The 22,546-nt window shown below is 66.2% G+C and carries 10 protein-coding genes; 5 read left to right on the top strand and 5 right to left on the bottom strand.

Annotated features, from left to right (window positions below; all coding sequences use genetic code 11):
* Positions 1 to 128: 128 nt before the first annotated feature.
* On the bottom strand, positions 129 to 11,714 hold the full coding sequence (locus MRBLMU1_RS24005) for a hypothetical protein (RefSeq protein WP_363506846.1): 11,586 nt from the start codon (positions 11,712 to 11,714) through the stop codon (positions 129 to 131).
* 207 nt (positions 11,715 to 11,921) lie between these two features.
* Here MRBLMU1_RS24005 and nudC point away from each other — a divergent pair, with 207 nt between their 5' ends.
* Both nudC and MRBLMU1_RS23995 read left to right on the top strand, forming a co-directional pair.
* Complete coding sequence (gene nudC, locus MRBLMU1_RS24000) at positions 11,922 to 12,740, top strand: NAD(+) diphosphatase (RefSeq protein WP_363506843.1); 819 nt, start codon at positions 11,922 to 11,924, stop codon at positions 12,738 to 12,740.
* Complete coding sequence (locus MRBLMU1_RS23995) at positions 12,737 to 14,050, top strand: thioredoxin family protein (protein WP_363506840.1); 1,314 nt, start codon at positions 12,737 to 12,739, stop codon at positions 14,048 to 14,050. Before nudC ends, MRBLMU1_RS23995 begins: the two co-directional genes overlap by 4 nt.
* Before the next feature lie 146 nt (positions 14,051 to 14,196).
* Here the strand turns inward: MRBLMU1_RS23995 and MRBLMU1_RS23990 are convergent, their stop codons facing one another.
* Both MRBLMU1_RS23990 and MRBLMU1_RS23985 read right to left on the bottom strand, forming a co-directional pair.
* On the bottom strand, positions 14,197 to 15,906 hold the full coding sequence (locus tag MRBLMU1_RS23990; protein ID WP_363506837.1) for a M28 family peptidase: 1,710 nt from the start codon (positions 15,904 to 15,906) through the stop codon (positions 14,197 to 14,199).
* A 30-nt stretch (positions 15,907 to 15,936) separates the two neighbouring features.
* Complete coding sequence (locus MRBLMU1_RS23985; protein WP_363506834.1) at positions 15,937 to 16,845, bottom strand: LysR family transcriptional regulator; 909 nt, start codon at positions 16,843 to 16,845, stop codon at positions 15,937 to 15,939.
* 104 nt (positions 16,846 to 16,949) lie between these two features.
* Here MRBLMU1_RS23985 and MRBLMU1_RS23980 point away from each other — a divergent pair, with 104 nt between their 5' ends.
* The 3 genes from MRBLMU1_RS23980 to MRBLMU1_RS23970 all read left to right on the top strand — a co-directional run bounded on the left by MRBLMU1_RS23980 (position 16,950) and on the right by MRBLMU1_RS23970 (position 20,266).
* The gene (locus MRBLMU1_RS23980) at positions 16,950 to 17,948 is read left to right on the top strand and encodes an aldo/keto reductase (protein WP_363506831.1); all 999 of its coding nucleotides are present in this window, start codon (positions 16,950 to 16,952) and stop codon (positions 17,946 to 17,948) included.
* 155 nt (positions 17,949 to 18,103) lie between these two features.
* Complete coding sequence (locus MRBLMU1_RS23975; protein ID WP_363506828.1) at positions 18,104 to 18,463, top strand: DUF4148 domain-containing protein; 360 nt, start codon at positions 18,104 to 18,106, stop codon at positions 18,461 to 18,463.
* A 174-nt stretch (positions 18,464 to 18,637) separates the two neighbouring features.
* The gene (locus tag MRBLMU1_RS23970; protein ID WP_363506825.1) at positions 18,638 to 20,266 is read left to right on the top strand and encodes a methyl-accepting chemotaxis protein; all 1,629 of its coding nucleotides are present in this window, start codon (positions 18,638 to 18,640) and stop codon (positions 20,264 to 20,266) included.
* A 185-nt stretch (positions 20,267 to 20,451) separates the two neighbouring features.
* Here MRBLMU1_RS23970 and MRBLMU1_RS23965 read toward each other — a convergent pair whose 3' ends face one another.
* Positions 20,452 to 20,865: a hypothetical protein gene (locus tag MRBLMU1_RS23965; RefSeq protein WP_363506822.1), complete on the bottom strand. Its 414-nt coding sequence runs from the start codon at positions 20,863 to 20,865 to the stop codon at positions 20,452 to 20,454.
* Positions 20,866 to 20,884: 19 nt separating this feature from the next.
* Positions 20,885 to 22,489 (bottom strand): methyl-accepting chemotaxis protein, encoded by a 1,605-nt coding sequence (locus MRBLMU1_RS23960; protein ID WP_363506819.1) that lies wholly within the window; start codon positions 22,487 to 22,489, stop codon positions 20,885 to 20,887.
* Positions 22,490 to 22,546 lie beyond the last annotated feature (57 nt).

Raw genomic sequence — 22,546 nt, 5'->3', positions numbered from 1 at the left:
GTAAAACCCCGCCTGCTCGACCGATCACAACCCTTGGGGTCAAGTCTGTCATTCGGACACAAGCCCGGCCGTATCGCGGGGATACGGTTGTGAGCGTGTCCGAATGCCAGACTTGACCCCCGGGTGGGTTAGCGGTCGGGGACGCTGAACCAGCTGGTGGCGCTGTGGCCGCCCGGTTCGCGGCGGGTGTTGGTCAGCGCGCCGGCGGCGCCTTGCAGGCCCTGGCCTGCGTGGTATTGCTTGAGCGCGTCCGTCAGCGCTTGCACGCTGTTGTCGGCGCCGGCGCCATTCGCCGCGAGGACGGTCAGCTGTTGCGTTTGTGCCGCATTGCCGGTGCCGGTTGTTGCCGGATTGGCAGCGCTGAAGCTCGACAGGGCGTTGCTCAGGCCACTGACCTGCTGTTGCAGCGAGGCAGCTGGTGTTGCCGATGTTGCCTGCTTTTGCGCCAGGAACCAGACGTCGGCGCTGTCGTGCACGCTGCCGTCGGTGCCGGTGTAGCTTGATGTCAGGCCGATCACGTTGCCGTTCTGCTGCGTCAGCGCGTTGTCGGCGCTGGTGGCGATCGTGGCGATGCCCAGCTGCGCCAGCGTCTTGAGCTCGTCGGCCTGGCTGACGCCGTCCGAGTTGCCGTCGACCCAGACGCGCAGCGCGCCGAACGCGCCGTCCGCGTCGCTGATCCGGCCGTCGCCGTTGCTGTCGAGCGCGGCCAGCGCGGCGTAGCCGTCGGCGGCTTTGGTGCCGTCGGCCAGGGTCGTGGCGCTGCCGAACAACTCGCCGCCGTCGTTGATGACGCCGTCGCCGTTGCGGTCCAGGGCCAGCAGGCCGTCCCGGCTGTCTACCCAGCCGGTGGTGACTTTCTTGCCGTCGCCGCGGATGTCGAACTGGACGCCGGCCGCGATGCTCAGGGTGCGTACGCCGTTGCCGTCCAGGTCCAGCACCAGTGGTGTGGCGTAGTTGACCGACGCGCCGTTGAGCGCCATCGTTTGCGTGACCGACATGGCCGCGACCTGGGCGCCGGTGAAGGCGTCCGCCTGCGCGACGCTGAGCGCGGTCAGGTTGGTCGTCGTCAGCGACGGGATCTGCCCCGCCGTGAACGCGGCGATCTGGTCGGTGGTGAAGACTTGCAACTGGCTTGCCTTGAGGCCTGCCACCTGCGTGCCGGTCAGGCCGGCGATCTGCGTGGTCGACAGGTAGCCGATCTGCGTCACCGTCAGCGAGCCGAGCTGGCTGGTGGTCCAGGCCGCCAGCTGCGTCGGCGTGAAGGCGTTGATCTGGTCGATCGTCAGCGCGGCGATCTGGGCGTTCTTCAGCGCCCCCATCTGCAAGGTGGTCAGCGCGGCGGCCTGGGTGCCGGTCAGCGCGTTCAGCTGCGTCGACGTCATCGTCTGGATTTGCGCCGTGGTCAGCGATTGCAGCTGGTTGGTGTCGAAGGCTGCGACCTGGTCGACCGTCAGCGCGGTGACCTGGCTCAGCTTGATGCTGGCCACCTGCTCCGTGGTGAGGGCCTGGATTTGGCCGTTCGACAGCGCCGACAGTTGCGTGGTGTTGAGGTAACCGATCTGCGCGGTGCGCAGGGCGCTGATCTGGCTGGTGCTCATGGCGAACATCTGGTCGGCCGTCATCGCGCCGAGCTGGGCGCTGGTGAGCGCCTGCACCTGCGTCGTGTTCAGGCCAGGCAATTGCGTGACGTCGAGGCTGGCAATTTGCAAGGTGCCCAGCGCGGCGACGTTGGCCGTGGCGAGCGCGCCGATCTGGAGGGTCGACAGCGCGACCACGGCGCCTACGCTGAGCGCGGCCGCCTGCGCGGTGCCCAGCGCGGCGATCTGGTCGGTGCTGAAGACGGTGATCTGGACGCCGTCGATGGCGGCGATCTGCGCCGTCTTCAGGCCGCGCACCTGGTTGGCGGTCAGCGCCACGGTCTGGCCGGTGCTCAGGCCGATGAATTGGCCGGCCGTCAGGGCGGCGACGTCCTGGGTGTCAAGCGCGGCGACCTGGTCGGTGCTGAGCGCGGCCAACTGGTCGGCGGTCAGCCACTGCATCTGCGCGGTGGACAGGCCGGTCATCTGCGCCGTGGCCAGCGCGGCGATCTGATCGGTGCTCAGGCTGCTGGCCTGGGCGGTGGTCATGGCGGCGATCTGGGTGGTGCCCAGCGCGCGGATCTGATCGGTGGTCAAGGCCAGCAGGTTGTCGATGGTCAGGCCGTAGGCCAGCTGGGCGGTGCTGAGCGCGGCGATGTGGGCGCTGTCGAGCGCGGCCACCTGCGCCGTTTGCAGGCCGTTGGCCAGCTGGCTGGTGCTGAAGGCGGCCAGTTGCGCCAGGGTCAGCGAATTGAGCTGTCCGGCGGCCAGCGCGGCGACCTGCACCGTGTTGATGGCGGCGATCTGGCGCGTGCTGAGGGCAACCAGGTCGGCCGTTTCCAAGGCGACGATCTGATCCGTCGTCAACGCCGTCACTTGTTGCGTGGTCAGGGTCGACGCTTGCGCGGTGCTCAGCGCGACGATCTGGTCGGTGGTCAGCGCCTGCACCTGGCTGCTGCTGAGGACGGACGTTTGCGCGGTGCGCAAGGCGGTGAGCTGGTCGGTCGTCAAGGCAGCGATGCGATCGCTGTTCAAACCATACACCAGTTGCGCGGTGGTCAGGGAGCCGACGTGGTCCGCGTCCAGCGCGGCCAGTTGGGCCGTGCTCAGGCCGTTGCTGATCTGGCTGGTGGTCAAGGCGGCCAGTTCGGTCGTGGTGAGGCCGTTGAGTTGCTCGCTGTTCAGCACGGCGATCTGGTCGCTGGTCAGGGCGACCATCTGGCGCGTGGTGAAGGACGACAGGTCGGCCGTTTCCAGCGCGACCACCTGCGCGGTCGTCAGCGCGGCGACTTGCTGCGTGGTCAGGGTCGACGCTTGCGCGGTGCTCAGCGCAACGATCTGGTCGGTGGTCAGCGCCTGTACCTGGCTGCTGCTGAGGACGGACGTTTGCGCGGTGCGCAACGCGGTAAGCTGGTCGGTCGTCAACGCGGCGATGCTGTCGCTGTTCAAGCCATACACCAGTTGTGCGGTGGTCAGCGAACTGATGTGGTCGGCGTCCAGCGCGGCCAGTTGGGCGGTGCTGAGGCCGGTGCTGATCTGACTGGTGGTCAAGGCGGCCAGTTCGGTCGTGGTCAGGCTATTGAGCTGATCGCTGTTCAGCACGCCGATCTGGTCGCTGGTGAGCGAGACGATCTGACGCGTGGTGAAGGACGACAGGTCGGCCGTTTCCAGCGCGACGACTTGAGCGGTCGTCAGCGCGGCGACTTGCTGCGTGGTCAGGGTCGATGCCTGCGCGGTGCTCAGCGCGACGATTTGATCGGTGGTCAGCGCCTGCACCTGGCTGCTGCCCAGCGCCGACGTTTGCGCGGTGCGCAGCGCCACAAGCTGGTCAGTCGTCAGCGCGGCGACGCTGTCGCTGCTCAAGCCATAGACCAGTTGCGCGGTGGTCAGGGAACTGATGTGGTCGGCGTCCAGCGCGGCCAGTTGGGCGGTGCTGAGGCCGGTGCTGATCTGACTGGTGGTCAAGGCGGCCAGTTCGGTCGTGGTCAGGCTGTTGAGCTGGTCGCTGTTCAGTACGCCGATCTGGTCGCTGGTCAGGGCGACCATCTGGCGCGTGGTGAAGGACGACAGGTCGGCCGTTTCCAGCGCGACGACTTGAGCGGTCGTCAGCGCGGCGACTTGCTGCGTGGTCAGGGTCGATGCCTGCGCGGTGCTCAGCGCGACGATTTGATCGGTGGTCAGCGCCTGCACCTGGCTGCTGCCCAGCGCGGACGTTTGCGCGGTGCGCAGCGCCACAAGCTGGTCAGTCGTCAGCGCGGCGACGCTGTCGCTGTTCAAGCCATACACCAGTTGTGCGGTGGTCAGCGAACTGATGTGGTCGGCGTCCAACGCGGCCAGTTGGGCGGTGCTGAGGCCGGTGCTGATCTGACTGGTGGTCAAGGCGGCCAGTTCGGTCGTGGTCAGGCTGTTGAGCTGATCGCTGTACAGTACGGCGATCTGGTCGCTGGTCAGGGCGACCATCTGGCGCGTGGTGAACGAGGACAGGTCGGCCGTTTCCAGCGCGACGACTTGAGCGGTCGACAGCACGGCGACTTGCTGCGTGGTCAAGGTCGATGCCTGCGCGGTGCTCAGCGCGACGATTTGATCGGTGGTCAGCGCCTGCACCTGGCTGCTGCCCAGCGCGGACGTTTGCGCGGTGCGCAGCGCCACAAGCTGGTCAGTCGTCAGCGCGGCGACGCTGTCGCTGCTCAAGCCATAGACCAGTTGCGCGGTGGTCAGGGAACTGACGTGGTCGGCGTCCAGCGCCACCAGTTGGGCCGTGCTCAGGCCCGTACTGATCTGACTGGTGGTCAGTGCCGCCAGTTGGGCCGTGGCGAGGCCGTTGAGCTGGTCGCTGTTCAGTACGCCGATCTGGTCGCTGGTCAGGGCGACGATCTGGCGCGAGGTGAAGGACGACAGATCGGCCGTTTCCAGCGCGACGATCTGGGCCGTCGTCAACGCCGCCACTTGTTTGGTGGCCAGCGACGCGGCTTGTTCCGTGGTCAGCGCGGCGATCTGGTCGGTATTGAGGCCGGCGGCGATCTGGTCGGTGGTCAGCGCGGTGATCTGCGCCGTGCCCAGCGAGGCCAATTGGTCGGTCAGCAGGGCTTGCAACTGGTCCGTTCCCAGCACCGTCACCTGCGTGGTGGACAGCGCGGCCAGGTCGGCCGTCTCCAGCGCGGCCACCTGGTCGCTGCCTAGCGCGGTCAGCTGCGTACTGCCCAGCGCGCGGACTTGGGCGGTGGTCAGGGCGACGATCTGGTCGGTGGTCAGCGCGGCGAATTGCGCGGCCTGCAGGTTCTTGATGGCGCTGGTGTTGATCGCGGCGAACTGGTCGGTGTTGAGCGCGGCCAACTGGGCGGTGTTCAGCGACGGCAGCTGGACCGAGGTCAGTACCGACACATGGGCGGTTTCGAGCAGGCTCAATTGCAAGGTCGTCAGCGCGCCCAGCAGTTGCGTGGTCAGGCCGGTGACGGCGCTGGTCGACAGCGCGTTGAGCTGGTCGGCGGTCAGCGCGCCAATCTGGTCGGTGTTGAAGGCGGCCAGTTGGTTGCTGTGCAGGGCGACGAAGTCCATCGTGCTGAGCGCGGCGATCTGGTCGGTGCTGAGCACGCTGATCTGCGCGGTGCTCAGGACGCCGACCTGCGCCGTGCCCAGCGCCATGATCTGGTCGGTGTTCAAGGCGGCGATCTGGCCGGTGCTCAGGCCGCCGATTTGCGCGGTGCCCAGGGTACTAACCAGGTCGGTTGTCAGCGCGGCGACGTTGGCGGTGGTCAGGGCGGCGATCTGCGCCGTTTTGAGCACGGCGAAGTCGGCCGTCTCCAGCGCGTTGAGCTGGTCGCTGCCGAGCGCGGCCACTTGCGCGGTGCTCAGCGCGGCCGTCTGCAGGCTGCTCAGCGCGACGATCTGGTCGGTCGTGATCGCGGCGAACTGGGCGGTGTTGAGCGCGCCCAGTTGCGCGCTCGACAGGGTGGCGAAGTTGTCGGTGCTGATGGCGGCGATCTGATCGCTGCCGAGCACGCCCAACTGGCGGGTGGCCAGGGTGTCCATTTGCAGCGTGGTCAACGCGGCGATCTGGTCCGTGGTCAGCGAGACCGCCTGCGCCGACGTCAGCGCGTCGAGCTGGGCGGTGGTGAGGTTTTGCAGCTGGTCGATGGTCAGCGCGGTCAGCTGGACGGTGGTCAGCGCCTGCACTTGCGACGTTTTGAGCGCCTGCAGGTCGTCGGTGGCGATCGCCCGCACCTGGTCGGTGCCGAGCGCGACCAACTGGTTGCTGGTCAGCGCGGCTACTTGCGCGGTGGTCAGGTTGTCGATCTGGGTCAGGCCGAGCTGGCTGACTTGCAGGGTGCCCAGCGCGGCGATCTGGTTGCTGACCAGCGCGGCCAAGTCTTCCAGTTCCATCGCGTTCAATTGGGCGGTGCCCAGCACGGCGATCTGGGCGGTTGCCAGCTGGGCGACTTGCCGCGTCGTCAGCTGGATGATCTGGTCGTTGCTGAGCGCCTGGAACTGGGCCGTGGTCAGCGCGTTGAGTTGCGCCGAGCCCAGGCTTTGCCACTGGTCGGCCAGCAAGGCGTTGAGCTGGTCGCTGGCCAGCGCGGCGATCTGCGAGGTCTTGAGCGCGACCAGCTCGTCGGTGGTCAGTGCCTGGATTTGCGTGGTGGTCAGCGCCAGCAGCTGGTTGGAGCTCAGCGCCTGGGTTTGCGCGGTGGTCAGCGCGGCGACGCGGTCGAGCGGCAGCGACTGGATCTGGTCGGTGCCCAGCGCGGCGATCTGCGCGGTCTTGAACGCGGCCAGATCTTCCAGTTCGATGACGCCCAGTTGCTGCGTGCTGAGGGCGGCCACTTGCGCGGTGGCCAGCAGTGCGTATTGTTGCGTGGTCAGCTGGATGATCTGGTCGGAGGTCAGCGAGCGCAGCTGTGCGCTGCCGAGGGCGTTGAGCTGGCCCGAGCTCAGGGTTTGCACCTGGTCGATGACGAGGGCGACGATCTGGTCGGTGCCGAGCGCGGCGATCTGCGCGGTTTTGAGCGCCAGCACCTCGGCGGTGGTCAGTGCCTGCATTTGCGCCGTGGTTAGCGCGGCGATCTGTGCGGTCGCCAGGCTGCCGAGCTGCGCGGTGGTCAGCGACATGATCTGGTCGTTGGTCAGCTGGGCCACGCGCTCGGTGCTGAGCGCACCGAGTTGTACCGCTTTCAGCTGGGCCAGGTCTTCCAGTTCGATCGCGCGCAGCTGGTCGCTGCTCAACGCGGCGACGCCGGCAGTGCTGATGCTGCCGATCTGGCGCGTGGTCAGCGCCACGATCTGGTCGGTGCCCAGTCCGGCGATCTGGGCGGTGGTGAGGCCGGCGATCTGGTTCGGGGTCAGGGCCTGGATCTGGTCGGTGCTCAGGTTGTTCAGGCCGCCGAGCGCGGTCAGTTGCGCGGCGCTCAGGGCGGCGAAATCTTCCGAGCTCAGCGCGTGGATCTGGTCCGAGTTCAGCGACGACAGCTGGCTGGTCGACATCGAGGCGACCTGGGCGCTGGTCAACGCGGTGACCTGGTCGGTGCTCAGCAGCGCGATATGGGCGGTGTTGAACGCGCCGATCTGCGCGGTCTTGAGCGCGGTGATCTCAGCGGTGTTGAGCGCGGCCAGTTGATTGCTGGTCAGGCTGGCGATCTGTCCAGTGGCCAGCGCGGCGACCTGCTGCGTGGTCAGCGAGGTGATCTGCGCGGTCAGCAGGCTTTGGAATTGCGAGGTGCTCAGCGACGCCAACTGGGCGGCCGTCATGCCTTGCAGTTGGTCGGTGGTGATCGCGCCGAGCTGGGCGCTGTTGAACGCCTGCAACTGCACGGTCCGCAACGCGGCCAGGTCGCGCGTTTCCAGCGCGACGATCTGGTCGGTGACCAGCGCGGCGACTTGCTGGCTGGTCAGATTGGTCACTTGCGTGACGCTCAGGCCGGCGATCTGGTCGCTGTTGAGCAGCACGAACTGGTCGGTGCTGAGCGCGGCCACTTGTTGGGTCTTGAACGCGGCCAGGTCTTGCGTTTCCAGCGCGGCCAGTTGGCCGGAGGTCAGCGCGTGCACCTGGGCGGTGGACAGATTACTCGCCTGCAGCGTGCTTAGCGCAACGATCTGGTCGGTGCCGAGCGCGCGGATCTGGTCGCTGGTGAGCACCGCCATCTGGGCGGCGGTCAGGGAACGGAACTGGTCGCTGGTCAGCGCGCCGACCTGGCCGGTGGTCAGCGCCACCACTTGCGCGGTCCGCAGCGCGGCGATGTCGCCGGTGGAGAAGGTTTGCAACTGGTCGGTGCCGAGCGCGACCAACTGGCCCGTGCTCAGACCCGCGACCTGGCTGGTCGTGAGCGCGGCCGCCTGGGCGGTGCCGAGGCTGGCGATCATGCCGGTGCCCAGCGCGGCGATCTGTGCCGTTCTGAGGGTGGCGAAGTCCTGGCTTTCCAGCGCGTTCAGCTGGTTGCTGCCGAGGGCGGCGACTTGTTGCGTGGACAGGCCACTGACTTGCGCGGTGGTCAGCGCGATCAGTTGGTCGCTATTGAGCGCGGCGATTTGCGCGGTGCCGACGGCGGCGATTTGCGCCGTTTTCATCAGCGCCAGCACGTCGATGCCCAAGGCCAGCAATTGCCCGCTGCTCAGCAAGGCGACTTGCGCGTTGGACAGGCTGGTCACCTGCGCGGTGCCCAGCGCGGCGATTTGCGTGCTGTTGAGCGATTGCAACTGCGCGCTGGCAAGGCCGTTCAGCTGGGCGCTGGTCAGCGCCTGCATCTGGTCGGCGCTCAGCGCGTTCAGGTTGGTGGTGCCCAGGCCGGCCAGTTGGGCGGTTCTCAGCGCGGCCAGGTCGCGCGTTTCCATCGCGGCGATTTGGGCGCTGCCCAGCGCCTGCAGCTGGCGCGTGCTCAGGTTGGAAACTTGCAAGGTGGTCAGCGCGACGATCTGGTCGGTGCTCAGCAGGCTGATCTGATCGGTGCCCAGCGCGGCCAGTTGCGCCGTCCTCAGCGCCGCCAGATCGGCGGTCTCGAGCGCGAGCAACTGGCTGCTCGACAAGACGGCCATCTGCGCGGTGCCCAGGTTGCTCGCCTGCGCCGTGGTCAGCGCGGCGATCTGGTCGGTCGTCAGCGCCGCCAGCTGCTTGCTGGTCAGCGCGGCGAGTTGCAGGGTTTTCAACGCTTGCAGCTGGTCGGTGGTCAGCGCCGCCACGCCGGACGTGCCGAGGCCGACGAGCTGTTGCGTCTTGAGCGCGGCCAGGTCCTGGGTTTCCATCGCCACCAGTTGGTCGGTCGACAGCAGCGCCAGCTGCTGGGTGGACAGCGCGCCGGTTTGCGCCGTGGTCAATGCGACGATCTGGTCGGTGGTGACGGCGGCGAGCTGGTTCGAGCTCAACGCGTTCAACTGCGACGATTTGAGCGCGGCCCAGTCGGCGGTGGTCAGCACGGCGATTTGCGCGGTCAGCAGGTAGCCGATCTGGGCGGTGCTGAAGGCGTTGACTTGCGCGGTGGTCAGCGCGCCCAGTTGGGCCGAGTTCAACACTTGGATCTGGTCCGAGCTCAGTTGCGCGATCTGCGCGGTTTGCAGCCCGGCGACCTGGGTGACGGTCAGGGTGGCGATGGCCTTGGTGCCCAGGCTGAGCAACTGGCTGGTTTTGAGCGCGGCGAAGTCTCGTGTCTCCATCGCCGCGAGCTGGTCGGTGGTGAGCGCTTGCAGCTGGGTGCCGGTCAAGGCTGCGGCCTGCTGGGTCGTCAGCGCGACGATCAGGTCGGTGTTGAGCGCGGCCACCTGGGCCGGCGTCAGCGCGGCGATCTGCGCGGTTTTCAGCGCGGCGAAGTCGACCGTTTGCAGCGCGTTGAGCTGGTCGGTCGACAGGGCGGCGATGGCGCGCGTGCTCAGCGCGGCGGTCTGGGCGGTCGTCAGCGCGACGATCTGGTCGGTCGTCAGCGCGGCCAGCTGGCTGTTGGTGAAGTTGCTCAGCTGGGTGCTGGCCAGCGCGGCGAACTGGGTGGTCGTCAAGGCGGCGACCGCGTTGCTCGACAGCGCGGCCGCCTGTTGCGACTTGAGCGCCACCAGGTCCTGTGTTTCCATCGCGGCGACCTGGTCGCTGTCGAGGGCTGCCACTTGCTGCGTCAGCAGCGATGCCGCCTGCAGCGACGTCAGTCCCGCGACCTGTTCCGTGGTGAGCGCACCGAACTGTGCGGTGCCCATGGCGGCGATCTGGCTGGTTTTCATGACGGCCAGGTCGCGCGTTTCGATGGCGGCGACTTGAGCGCTGCCCAAGGCGCCGATCTGGCGGCTGGTCAGCGCGCCGGCCTGGCCGGTGGTCAGGCTGACGATCTGGTCGGTGCCGAGGGCGGCGGTCTGCTGGGTCGACAGCGCGGCGACCTGGGCGGTGGTCAGCGCCGCGACCAGGCTGGTGTCCAGCGCGGCGATGTTGGCGGTGCCCAGGCCGGCGAGCTGCTGCGTGCGCAGCGCGGCCAGGTCCTGCGTTTCCATGGCGTTCAGCTGGTCGCTCGACAAGGCCGACAACTGCAGCGAGCTCAGGGCGTTGGCTTGCGCGGTTTTCAGCGCGACGATCTGGTCGGTGCCGAGCGCGGCGATCAGGCTGGTGCCCATCACGGCGAGTTGCTGGGTCTTGAGCGAGGCCAGGTTGGCGGTGCTGAGCGCGCTTAGCTGCAAGGTCGACAATGCCGCCATGTTTTGCGTGCTCAGGCCGTTGGCCTGGGCGGTGCCCAGCACGCCGATCTGGGCCGTGTCCAGCGCGGCCAGTTGCGCGGTCATCAGCGCGGCGATCTGTGCCGTCGTCATCGCGGCCACCTGGCTGGTGCCCAGCGCGGCGATGCCCTGGCTGGAGATGGCGGCGATCTGCTGGGTGCGCAGCGCGGCCAGGTCCTGGGTTTCCAGCGCGGCGAGCAGCGCCGTGCCCAGCGACGCCAGTTGCGCCGTGGTCAGGCCGGCCGCTTGCGCGGTGGTCAACGCGGCCATTTGGCCGGCGGTCAGCGCGTTGAGCTGCGCCGTCGTGAAGGCGGCGACCTGCGCCGTTTTCATCGCGGCGATGTCGCGCGTCTCGATCGCGGCCACCTGCTCCGAGGTCAGCACGGTGATTTGCGCGGTGGTCAGCGCCGCCACTTGCTGGGTGCTCAGCGCGGCGATCTGGTCGGTGCTCAGGCCGCGCAGGTGGCCGCTGCGCATCGCGGCCACCTGGGCGGTCGTCAGCGCGGCGATCTGGTCGGTGCTGAGCACGCTGGTGGTGGCGGTGCCGAGCGCGTTCAGTTGCTGGCTCTTGAGCGTGGCGAAGTCCTGGGTTTCCATCGCGGCCAGCTGGGCGCTGCTCATCTGGCCCAGTTGCAGGGTGGTCAGGGCGGCGGTTTGCGCGGTCGTCAGCGCGACGATCTGGTCGGTGCTCAGGGCGGCGAACTGCTTGGTGGTCAGCGCGGCGATCTGCGCGGTTTTGAGCGCGGCGAAGCCGGCGGTGCCGAGCGCGGCCAGCTGTTCGCTGGCGAGGGCGCCGATTTGCACGGTCGACAGGCTGCTGCTTTGCGCGGTGCGCAGCGCGGCCATCTGGTCGGTGGTCAGCGCGCCGAGCGCGGCGGTGCCGAGCGAGACCAGCTGTTGCGTGGTCATTGCGCCGATGTCGTCGGTGTCGATGCTGGCCAGCTGGCTGTTGCTCAGCGCGGCCAACTGGCGGGTCTGCAAGGCGGCGGTCTGGCTGGAGGTCAATGCGGCGATCTGGGCGGTGCCAAGCGCGCGCAGTTGCGCCGTGTTCAGCGCGACCACCTGGCGCGTTTGCAGCGCGGCGATGTCGTCGGCCTCGACCAGCGCGATCTGCGCGGTCGTCAGCGCGGCGACCTGGACCGTGGCCAGCGCTGCGAATTGGTCGGTGGTCAAGCCGTGGACCAGTTGATCGCTCGTCAGGCTGATCATCTGGCCGGTCGTCAGCGCCTGGATTTGTTTGGTGGTGAAGCCTTGGCCGATCTGGTCGGTGCTGAGTACGCGCAGATTCTGGGTCGATAGCGCCCGTAGCTGGGCGGTGCCGATCGCGGCCAATTGCGCGCTCGACAGCACAGTCATGTGCGTTGTCGTGAGCAAGGCGATTTCCGCGGTCGTCAGCAGTGCGATCTGGCTGGGTTGCAGGCTGACGATTTGGTCGGTGGTGAGTCCAGGTACTATCGATGGCATAATTTAATCTCCTGACGGAAATATATCTTACCGGCAATTTCCCTGATTGAGTGAAAAGACGGCTAAATGCCCGGTAAATCTTTGTCTAAAAACAATGGCTTAGCATTGCTTGTGTCATCAGCTTGTCAAGACGATGTGCCAGGCAAAAGAAGCAAATAAGAAACACTGTAAGATAAGGGTTCGCGCGTAACCTTTCCCGTTCCCTCTATGCTGCTCACGCCCGCCACATTTATTCCACTGATTAATCCCGAACAGCACGACCGTGCGCTCACTTTCGTGTTCCATCGCGGGGAGTTGCTATTACGCAACGCCACTTTGGGCTTGCCGGACCCCGACACGGTCGCGGCGCTCGATTTGCCGCCCGAACGCGTGCATTCGCTGGGGAAATGGGAAGGGCGTTACTATCAATTGGCATGGCTCGACCAGCCGCTGCCGGTGGACGCGGAGCACGGCTACCATGGGTTGCGCTCGCTCTTCGGCGCGGTCGATGACGGATTTCTGGGGCTGGCGGGCAGGGCGTTCCAGCTGGCCGAATGGGCGCGCACGCATCGCTTTTGCGGCGCCTGCGGCACGCCGACGCAGCGGCTTGTGGGCGAGCGCTGCTACAAATGCCTGAACTGCGGCATGACCGCGTATCCGCGCATCTCGCCGGCGATGATGGTGCTGATCCGCAAGGGCGACTCGGTGCTGCTGGCGATGCACACCAATTCGCCGGCCAAGCGGTACACGGCGCTGGCCGGATTCCTGGAGGCGGGCGAATCGATCGAGGAGGCCATCCACCGCGAGGTGTATGAGGAGGTCGGGCTGCGCGTGCACAACCTGCGCTACTTCGGCAGCCAGTCGTGGCCGTTCCCGCACTCGTTGATGATCGCTTACACGGCCGACTATCTGGACGGCGAGATCCGCGTCGATCAAACGGAGATCGCCGACGCGCGCTGGTTCGGGCCGGATGACGTCTGGCCCGATTCGCCGGTGACCGTGTCGATCGCGGCCAAATTATTGAATGCCCACCGTCCTAAAGCATGAGCATCGAATGGAATGAAGTCCGGCAAGCCGGCGAACTGGAGGCCGCCTTTGCGCTGGCGCGATCGCAACAACGTCCGCTGTTCCTGTACTGGGGCGCGGTGTGGTGTCCGCCGTGCAACCGCGTCAAATCCGAGATCTTCGCGCGCGACGAATTCGTCCGGCGCTCGGCGTCGGTGCTGTGCTGCCACCTCGACGGCGACAGTCCCGGCGCGCAGGCGCTGGCCGCGCGTTACGGGCTGCGCAGCTATCCGACCTTGGTGCTGTTCGCGCCCGGCGGCGGCGAGATCACGCGCCTGCCGTGCGAGCTTGACGGCGAACTGTTCGTCGGCGCGTTCGACACGGCGCTGGCCGTGCATGCGTCCGGTTCCAGCGCCGCTGTCGCGCTGGAGGCCGCATTGTCCGGCGGGCGCAAGCTCGGCGCCAACGAATGGTCGTTGCTGAGTCACTATTCCTGGGACACCGACGAGGGGCGTTTGCTGGGCGGGCGCGAGCTGGCCGCGACCTTGCTGGCGCTGGTGCGCGTTTGCGACGATACCGACGCGGCCGCGCGCCTGGGTCTGCATGCGCAACTGGCCGCCGCCGGCAAGGGCGTCGACGCGGCGGCCAACGCCGATGTCTTGATGGCGATTTTCTCGGATGCGCGCCTGGCGCGCGCCAACATGGACATCCTCTGCAACAGCGGCGTCAACCTGATCAAGTTCGCCAGCCGGCGCGAGGAGCTGGCCGCCGTGCTCAGCGGCGCCGCAGCGCAATGGGCCGACGATTTCTGGCTCGGCGCGCCGGACCGCCTGGCGGCGGTGCGGCTGCAAATGCGGCTGACGCGTTTGCTCACGTCGACGCAGGGTCTGCAGGAACAGGTGCGCGACCGGGTGGAAGCGGCGCTGGCGGAATCGACCGATCCGTATGAACGGCACACCCTGGTCAACACGGCCGTCAGCGCGTTGAACGATGCGGGCTTGTCGGCGCGGGCGGAGCAGGTGTTGCTGGCGGAGTTGCCGCGCTCACACTCGCCCTACTATTTCATGCTGAGCCTGGCGACAGGCGCGAAGCGGCGTGGCGACATGGCGGGCGCGGTCGACTGGTACCAGAAGGCGTGGAACGCGGCGGCCGGTCCGGCGACGCGCTTGCAGTGGGGTGTGACGTATCTGAATGGTTTGATGGAGTTGGCGCCGCAGGACGCCGCGCGCATTGGGCAGGCGGAACAGGGCTTGCGGGCCGATATCGCGGCGGCCGGCGCCGACGCCTTCGAGCAGCGTAATCTGGCGCAGCTGCAAAAACTGCGCGATGAGAAATGGCTTGCAGGACGCTGAAACCACGGCAACCACGTAAACCACGGAAACACGTAGGGCGGATTAGCGCAGCGTAATCGGCCATGCGTGCGTCGTCGGCGGCTCATACATGGCCGATTACGGCGTTCCGCCTAATCCGCCCTACGTGGTTCCGAGGTTTATCGGGGTTACCGGGCCGGCTTGCGCCGGAACTCGGCGTTGGGCTTCCATTGCGGCACGTCCTTGTTTTGGGCGATGTGGTAGCCGGTCTGGAACAGCAACGCGATGTCTTCGACCACGCCGCGCGTGTCCCACTTGGGATCGACCACGTCGTTGACCGTGTGGTATTGCTGCGTGCTGTAGCGCATGAGCTTTTCGCGGCCGTACGCGGCCGGCTTGCCGATGAAGTCGAGACTGTCGCTGAGATATACCACCGGTACGCCGGCCTTGGCGAATTCGATCTGGTCGCCACGGTAGAAATTGCCGTACTCGCCGTTGCTGTCCGGACGCACCGCCCGGCCCTGGCCGCGCGCCACTTTGACGACCACGTCGTCCGCCGTCGATTGGCCCATGCCGCGCAATTCCACCGTGCGCGTGCGGCCCCAGACGTTCATGCCTTGCAGATTGATGTTGACCAGCGTTTTGTCGATCGGATACAGCGGGTTGCGCGTGTAGTATTTGGCGCCCAGCTGGCCGCGCTCCTTGCCCGTGGTCGCCAGAAACACGATGGTGCGCTTGGGCGCGACCGGCAGCGCCTTGTAGGCCTTGGCGATCTCCAGCAGGGTGGCGACACCGGCGGCGTTGTCGAGCGCGCCGTGGAAGATCTGCTGCGTGCGCGGGCCGGGCAAGGTTTCGTCGATGCCGAAGTGGTCCCAGTGCGCGCTGTAGACGACGACTTCGTCCTTCAGCTGCGGGTCGGAGCCGGCGATCTTTGCCACGACATTGTGCGAGGCGACTTCGCGCCAGGCGTTGAGTTCGCTCACGCTGAGCTTGACGCCCAGTGGCATCGGCTTGAAGTCGCGCGACAGCGCCTGCTGTTTCAGCGTTTCGAAGTCGAAGCCGCCGGCCTTGATGATGTCGCGCGCGCGGTCGATCTGCAACCATCCGGGCACGGCCGGAAAGTCCGGGTCCGGGGCCTTGTCGAAGATGGCGAAGTTTTCCCGGCTCCAGCTGTTGCGCACCACCTCGTACGGGTAGGCGGCCGGCTTGGCTTCGTGGATGATCAGCGCGCCGGCCGCGCCCATCCGGGCGGCCATTTCATATTTGTAGGCCCAGCGGCCGTAGTAGGTCATCGCGGCGCCGCCGAACACGGCCGGGTCCAGCCGCTTGGGATGCTTGGGGTCCGGCAGCGGCGGGTCGTTGATCAGCATGAGCAGCGTCTTGCCTTTCAGATCGGCGCCCTTGTAGTCGTCCCAACGATATTCCGGCGCTTGCACGCCGTAGCCGACGAAGACCAGTTCGGAGTCGGTGACGTCGATTTGCCGTTCGGCGCGCGCCGACCAGGCGACGTAGTCGTCGCCGAAGATGAGCTGCGTGGCCGCTCCGTCCTTGGGCGTGTAGCTCATCGTCGGGTGGCTGGAGATGCCGACCGTGGGCACCCGCTGCAGATAGGTGCCGTCCGGATTACCCGGCTCCAGTCCCAGTTTCCTGAATTGCTGTTGCAGATAGTCGATGGTGAGCTGCTCGCCGCGCGTGCCGGGCGCGCGCCCTTCGAACTCGTCCGACGAGAGCGCGGTGACGTGCTCGAGCCAGCTGCCGGCGTCGATCTGCTGTTGCGCGCTGTGCAGCATCCGGGCCGGCGACGGCGCGGCTTTGGCCCCGCTTGACGCTTGGGGCGAGGCCGCAAGGGCGGCGCACGAATAACAAGCCAGCAGCGCCGTCGACAGGAGCAGTTTCATGAAAATAACTTTTGTTAAGGGACGATAGCCTCATTCTGACACATTTTGTTGCCCAATGACACTAATTAACCAGTCCACAAACACCCGCACCCTCGGGGACAGGTGGCGATTGTGCGAATAAACGATGTTGAGCGGCATCGGCGCGGGCCGCCACGCCGGCAGCACCTCCTCCAGCGCACCCGATGCCAGCAGCGGCATGATGCTCTGGCTTGGCACCTGGATCAGGCCCAGTCCCGCCACGCAGGCGGCGATATACGCCTCGGTGCCGCTGACGGAGACCTGGCTGCGCATCGCCAGCGTGCGCCCGGCGCCGTCCGCGTCGACGTACTCCCAGTCCATGTCCCGCCCGCTTTGGCTGGAGAAGAAATTGACGGCGTAGTGGTGTTGTAAATCGTCCAGTGTGCGTGGCCGGCCGTGGCGTTCCAGATACGCCGGCGAAGCCAGGTTGACCTGTTGCAGGTTGCCGATGCGGCGCGCCACCAGGGTGGAGTCGCGCAGGGTGCCGCCGCGCACGGCGCAATCGATGCCTTCGCCGACCAGGTCGGCGAAACGGTCGCCGGAGCCGAGCCGCACCTGGATGCCCGGATGGCGCCGCAGGAAATCCGGCAGTGCCGGAATGACGACCAGGTGCGCCAGCCGCTCCGGCAATTCGACCCGCACCGCGCCGCTGAGCAGGCGGCCATCGCCGGCGAACAGGCCGTTCATGTCCTCCAGGTCGTTGAGCAGGGCGGTGCAGCGTTCCAGGTATTGCGCGCCCTCGGCCGTGAGGCTGACCTTGCGCGTGGTGCGCTGGAGCAATCGCACGCCGAGCTGCTGTTCGATGGCCTGTACGGCGTTGGTGACGGTCGGCTTGGGCAGATTGAGCCGCTCGGCCGCCTGCGTGAAACTCTTGCAGTCGGCCACCGCCTGGAAGATTTGCATCACCTTGAACTGGTCCATGATTGTTATGGTTTTTCGAATGAAGTAATGGATTTGTGCGTATTTATTACCTGGATCGATAATAGCATAATGATTTCTCCGCTTACTCTCTCTGGAGCTTCATCATGCAAACACGCAAACTTGGCCGCACCGGCCCGCAAGTCTCGCAACTGGGCCTGGGGCTGATGGGCATGTCCGACCTGTACGGCCCGGCCGACCGCGCCGAAAGCCTGGCCACCATCCACGCCGCGCTGGACGCCGGCGTCACGCTGCTCGACACCGGTGATTTCTACGGCATGGGCCACAACGAGCTGCTGCTGGGCGAGGCGTTGCAAGCCGGTGGCCGCGACAGCGTCAACATCAGCGTCAAGTTCGGCGCGATGCGCGATCCGGCCGGCAACTGGGTCGGCTACGATGCCCGTCCGGCGGCCGTGAAGAACTTCGCCGCCTACAGCCTCAAGCGGCTGGGCGTGGAGCATATCGATATCTACCGTCCCGCGCGGCTGGACCCGGCGGTGCCGATCGAGGACACCGTCGGCGCCATCGCTGAGCTGGTCAAGGCCGGCAGGGTGCGCCACATCGGCCTGTCGGAGGTGGGCAGCGAGACGCTGCGCCGCGCCCACGCAGTGCATCCGATCTCGGATCTGCAGATCGAATATTCGATGATTTCACGCGGCCTCGAGGATGGCATCCTGCAAACCTGCCGCGAACTGGGCATCGGCATCACCGCCTATGGCGTGCTGTCGCGCGGCCTGATCAGCGGGCACTGGAGCAAGCAGCGCGCCGGCGAGGCCGATTTCCGCAGCCTGGCCAGTCCGCGCTTCCAGGGCGAGAACCTGGACCACAACCTGGGGTTGGTGGAGAAAGTGCGCGCCATCGCCGACGAGCTCGGCGTGTCGGTGGCGCAGGTGGCGATCGCCTGGGTGGCGGCCCAGGGCGAGGACATCGTGCCGCTGGTCGGTGCCCGCACCCGCGCCCGCCTGACGGAGGCGCTGGGCGCGAACGGGGTGCGGTTGTCGGCGGCCGACCTGGCGCGGCTGGAACGGGCGGTGCCCCCCGGCGCGGCGGCTGGCGACCGCTACAACGCCCATGCGACCGCCGTGCTCGACAGCGAAAAGCGCTGAGCCCCTAAGATCGGATAATCGGATGGATTTGACCGGAAAATTGCACTTTTTTATCTGAATTTTTGATACTAAGATGAACTCATCGACGAACACAACGCAGCACTGCCGATAAGCGCTCTCCGGAGCATCGTGCTAATCAGATAAGGAGCAATAAAATGAACGTCAAATCCATCATCGCATCGGTTTCCCTGCTGGTTGCCGCCGGCGCCGCTTTCGCCCAGGCACCGTCGGGCCAGTTGACCCGTGAACAAGTCATCGCCGAGACCGTCGCCGCCCGCGCCGCCGGCCAGCTGGACCAGAACGAGGCCACGATCAACCAGTCGTTCGCGAACACGTCGGCGGGCACCCTGAGCCGCGACGAGGTCAAGGCCCAGACCATCGCCGCCCGCAACGCCGGCGAGCTGGACCGCAACGAAGCCTACGACGACGTCGCCTACATGACGCCGAACGCCCGGAAGGCCGACGTGAAGGCGCAACTGGCCGCCAAAACCGTCAAAACCGGCACCACGCACTAAGTCCCGGTCACTGTTATAGCTTAGCAAACGGGCGCGGCGATAAAGATCGCCGCGCCCGTTTTTTATTGTTGAGCTACCGATACACCCATTCCCAAATAAACAACAGGGTAGCGTTATCACGCCCGGCATTTTACATTTTTCGGTATAGTTTCCTGTAGAAAACAGGAGACCTCCATGAACAAATTGTCTTTCCAGCAGAAGCTTTGGGTGCCGTTGATTTGCAGCCTGCTCTGCATCACTGCGATTTTCCTGTACGAGACGATCCAGACGCGCAATCTGCGCATCGAGGAACGCAGCAACGAATTGCGCCACATCGACGACGCCGGCCTGAGCATCGTCAAGCAGTTCGGCGACAAGGCCGCCAACGGCACCATGACCAAGGAAGAGGCGCAGAAGCAAGCCATGGCGCTGATCAAGGGTCTGCGCTACGGCAAGGACGGCTACATCACCATCACCAGCGGCACGGTGTCGCTGATGAATCCCTTCAAGGCTGAAAACGACGGCAAGGACATGGTCGATTTCAAGGATCCAAACGGCACCTATCTGTACCGTGACATCCAGGCCGCCGGCGCCTCGCCGGACGGCGCCGGCTTCGTGCGCTACTGGTGGATACGGCCGAACACCACCGTGCCGGTGCCCAAGCTGAGCCGCGTGGTGCACTACGCGCCGTGGAACTGGGACCTGACCACCGGCGTCTACATCGATGACGTCGACGCCGCCTTCCGCGCCTCGCTGCTCAAATCAGCCGGACTGCTGGCCGGTGTCTGCCTGTTGCTGTGGACCATCGTCAGCTTGGTCAACAAAAGCCTGCGCCACACCATCGGCGGCGACCCCGAATACGTCAGCAAAGTGGCGCTGCAGATCGCCGGCGGCGACCTGAGCGCGCCGATCAAGACCCACGCCAGCGACAACGCCAGCATCCTGTTCGCGATGAAGTCGATGCAGGCGCGGCTGGCCGAGACCATCGGCGAGATCCGCCGCAGCGCCGACACCATCGCCACCGCCTCGAGCGAGATCGCCTCGGGCAATATGGACTTGTCGGCACGCACCGAATCGCAGGCCAGCTCGCTGGAGGAGACGGCGGCGTCGATGGAGGAGTTGACCTCGACCGTGAACCAGAACGCCGACAACGCGGTGCAGGCCAACCAGCTGGTCATGTCGGCTTCGGCGGTCGCGGAAAAAGGCGGCAAGGTGGTGTCGCAGGTGGTGCAGACGATGGACACGATCAATGCGTCGGCGACGCGGATTGTCGACATCATCAGCGTCATCGACGGCATCGCGTTCCAGACCAACATCCTGGCGTTGAACGCGGCGGTCGAAGCGGCGCGCGCGGGCGAGCAGGGCCGTGGCTTCGCGGTGGTGGCATCCGAGGTGCGCAACCTGGCGCAGCGCTCGGCCGGCGCGGCCAAGGAGATCAAGGAGCTGATCAACGCATCGGTCGACAGTATCAGCGCTGGCAGCGCGCTGGTGGCCGAAGCCGGCACGACGATGGATCAGGTGGTGGCCAGCGTTTCGCGCGTGACGCAGATCATGTCGGCGATCACGGCCGCGTCGAGCGAGCAGAGCACGGGGATCGGCCATGTGAACACGGCGATCACGGAGATGGATTCGGTCACGCAGCAGAACGCGGCGCTGGTGGAGCAGGCGGCCGCCGCGGCGGGCAGCATGCAGGAGCAGGCCGGCAATCTGGCGGAGCTGGTGAGCCGCTTCAAGTTGAGCGGCGATCAGCAGCAGAGCGTGGCGATGCATCAGCCGCGTGCGGCGGTCAAGCCGGCGCCACGCCGGGTGGCGTTGTCGCGTTAAGCTCCGTCCGGGGGATTTTGATCCCTCGGGGGAGGCATGCTTCGATCCCTCGGGGAGGCACGTAGGGCGGATTAGCGCAGCGTAATCCGCCATTGCATGCGTTGTCGGCGGCTCATAAATGGCGAATTACGGCGTTCCGCCTAATCCGCCCTACGTGTCTCCGTTGATATTTTTATTGCGCAGGCCTATTGCGCCGGTTCCAGCACGGCCGCCTCGAACACCAGCTTGCCCCCATCCACGCGGAACACGCCGATCAATTCCCCGCCGTCGCCTTTGACATCCGGATACTGCGTGCAGCTTTGCGTTTCGACCTGCCACATCTCGCTACCCGCGCGCAAGGTCCACACATTATCCCCGCCCGACAGCAACTCGATTTCGACATCGTCGGCCGGCATGTCCGACAGCTCGATCCTGCGCAAACACTGCGGCAGATGCTGCATGATCAATTCCACGCTGCTCTCGCTGCTCCAGAAATACTTCTGCGTCCGGTGCACCGTCATCACGTGCTCGCTGTTGCCGCTTTCCGGGTAGTACGAGGCGCTATCGTCGACACACGCCGTCAGCATCAGGGACATCAGGACTATCAGTATCTTGCGCATGGGGTTTCCGGTGGGGGTGCTATCGAGTTTGCAACATTATAGCCGTCCGCGGCGCCGCCACGCGCAATGCGGGCGCCGCCGCGCCGGTTTTGAAGAAACCGACCACCCTGGCCAGCGCCTCCGCCTGTTCCTGCATGCTCTGCGATGCGGCCGCCGCCTGCTCGACCAGTGCGGCGTTCTGCTGCGTGACTTCGTCCATCTGCGTGATGGCGACGTTGATCTGCTCGATACCCATCGTCTGTTCCTGGCTGGCCGAGGTGATCTCGCCCATGATGTCGGTCACGCGCTGGATGCTGTCGACGATGTCGCCCATGGTCTGCCCGGCCTCGTTGACCAGCTTGGAGCCGTCGTCGACGTTGGCCACCGAGGCCGAGATCAGTTCCTTGATCTCCTTGGCCGCCGCCGCCGAGCGCTGCGCCAGGTTGCGCACCTCGGACGCCACGACCGCGAAGCCGCGCCCCTGCTCGCCGGCGCGCGCCGCCTCGACCGCCGCGTTGAGCGCGAGGATGTTGGTCTGGAAGGCGATGCCGTCGATGACCGAGATGATGTCGACGATCTTGCGCGACGAGGCGTTGATCGATCCCATCGTGTCGACCACCTGGGCGACGATGGCGCCGCCCTTGCTGGCCACCTCCGACGCGCTGCGCGCCAGCGTGTTGGCCTGGCGCGCGTTGTCGGCGTTCTGCTTGACGGTGGAGGTCAGCTCCTCCATCGACGACGCGGTCTCCTCCAGCGAGCTGGCTTGCTGCTCGGTGCGCGAGGACAGGTCCATGTTGCCGGCGGCGATTTCGTTGGACGCGACGGTGATGGTGTCCGTGCCTTGCCGTACCTGGCCGACGACGTTGAGCAGGCTGTCGTTCATGGCCTTGAGCGCGTTGAGCAGGCGGCCGGTTTCGTCGGTGGCGCTGACGTCGATGCGGGTCGACAGGTCGCCGCCGGCCACCGTCTCGGCCAGGTCGACGGCGGCGTTGAGCGGCACCGTGATCGAGCGCGTGATGAACCAGGCCACCGCGGCGCCCAGCGCCACGGCCAGCACGCCCAGGCCGACCAGCAGCAGCTTGGACGATCGCAGCACGGCCGCCACTTCGTCGCCGGCATGCTTGGCCTGCGCGCTTTCGTGGGCGACGATGTCGCCCAGTACCTTTAGCACGCCTTGCAGGCTGGGAGCGGCGGTCTGCGTCAAATAGGCGGTGGCGTCCTGGATCTCGCCATCCTTGCGTAGCTCGATGACCTTGTTGTTCTTGGCCGCGCCGTCGGCGATCAGCGCGTCGAGGTTGGCCAGCATGGCCTTTTCCTTTTCATCCGTGGCGAGGCCGGACAGGATTTTTTTCGCCTCGCCGTACTTCTTGCGCGCCTCGGCGATTTTCTGCAGCTCGGCGTTCACTTCCGGCGTGCTCGGGACGACGACGATATTGGTCAGGTGTAGTGTGATGTCGCGGACGGCGTCGACCATGTGGTTGGCCGCTTCCATCTTGACGTTCTTGTCCTCGATGATGTCCTGGGTTCTGCTGCCGATGCGGCCCATGGAGCTGAGTCCCAGAACCAGGACTGCCACCAGCAGCGCCAGAACGATGGCGAAACCGGCGCCGAGGCGCGTTCCGATTTTTACGTGGTCGAGGGTCATGGCGGCATTCCTTTAGTACACGGGGGCAAGTAACCCAATATACCCGTCCGTGTCCCT

It is taken from the genome of Burkholderia sp. LMU1-1-1.1 (genome assembly GCF_040675865.1).
Lineage (GTDB): Bacteria > Pseudomonadota > Gammaproteobacteria > Burkholderiales > Burkholderiaceae_D > Rugamonas.
Note: the sequence above shows the minus strand (reverse complement) of the source record. Positions and strands in the feature narration are given on the sequence as shown.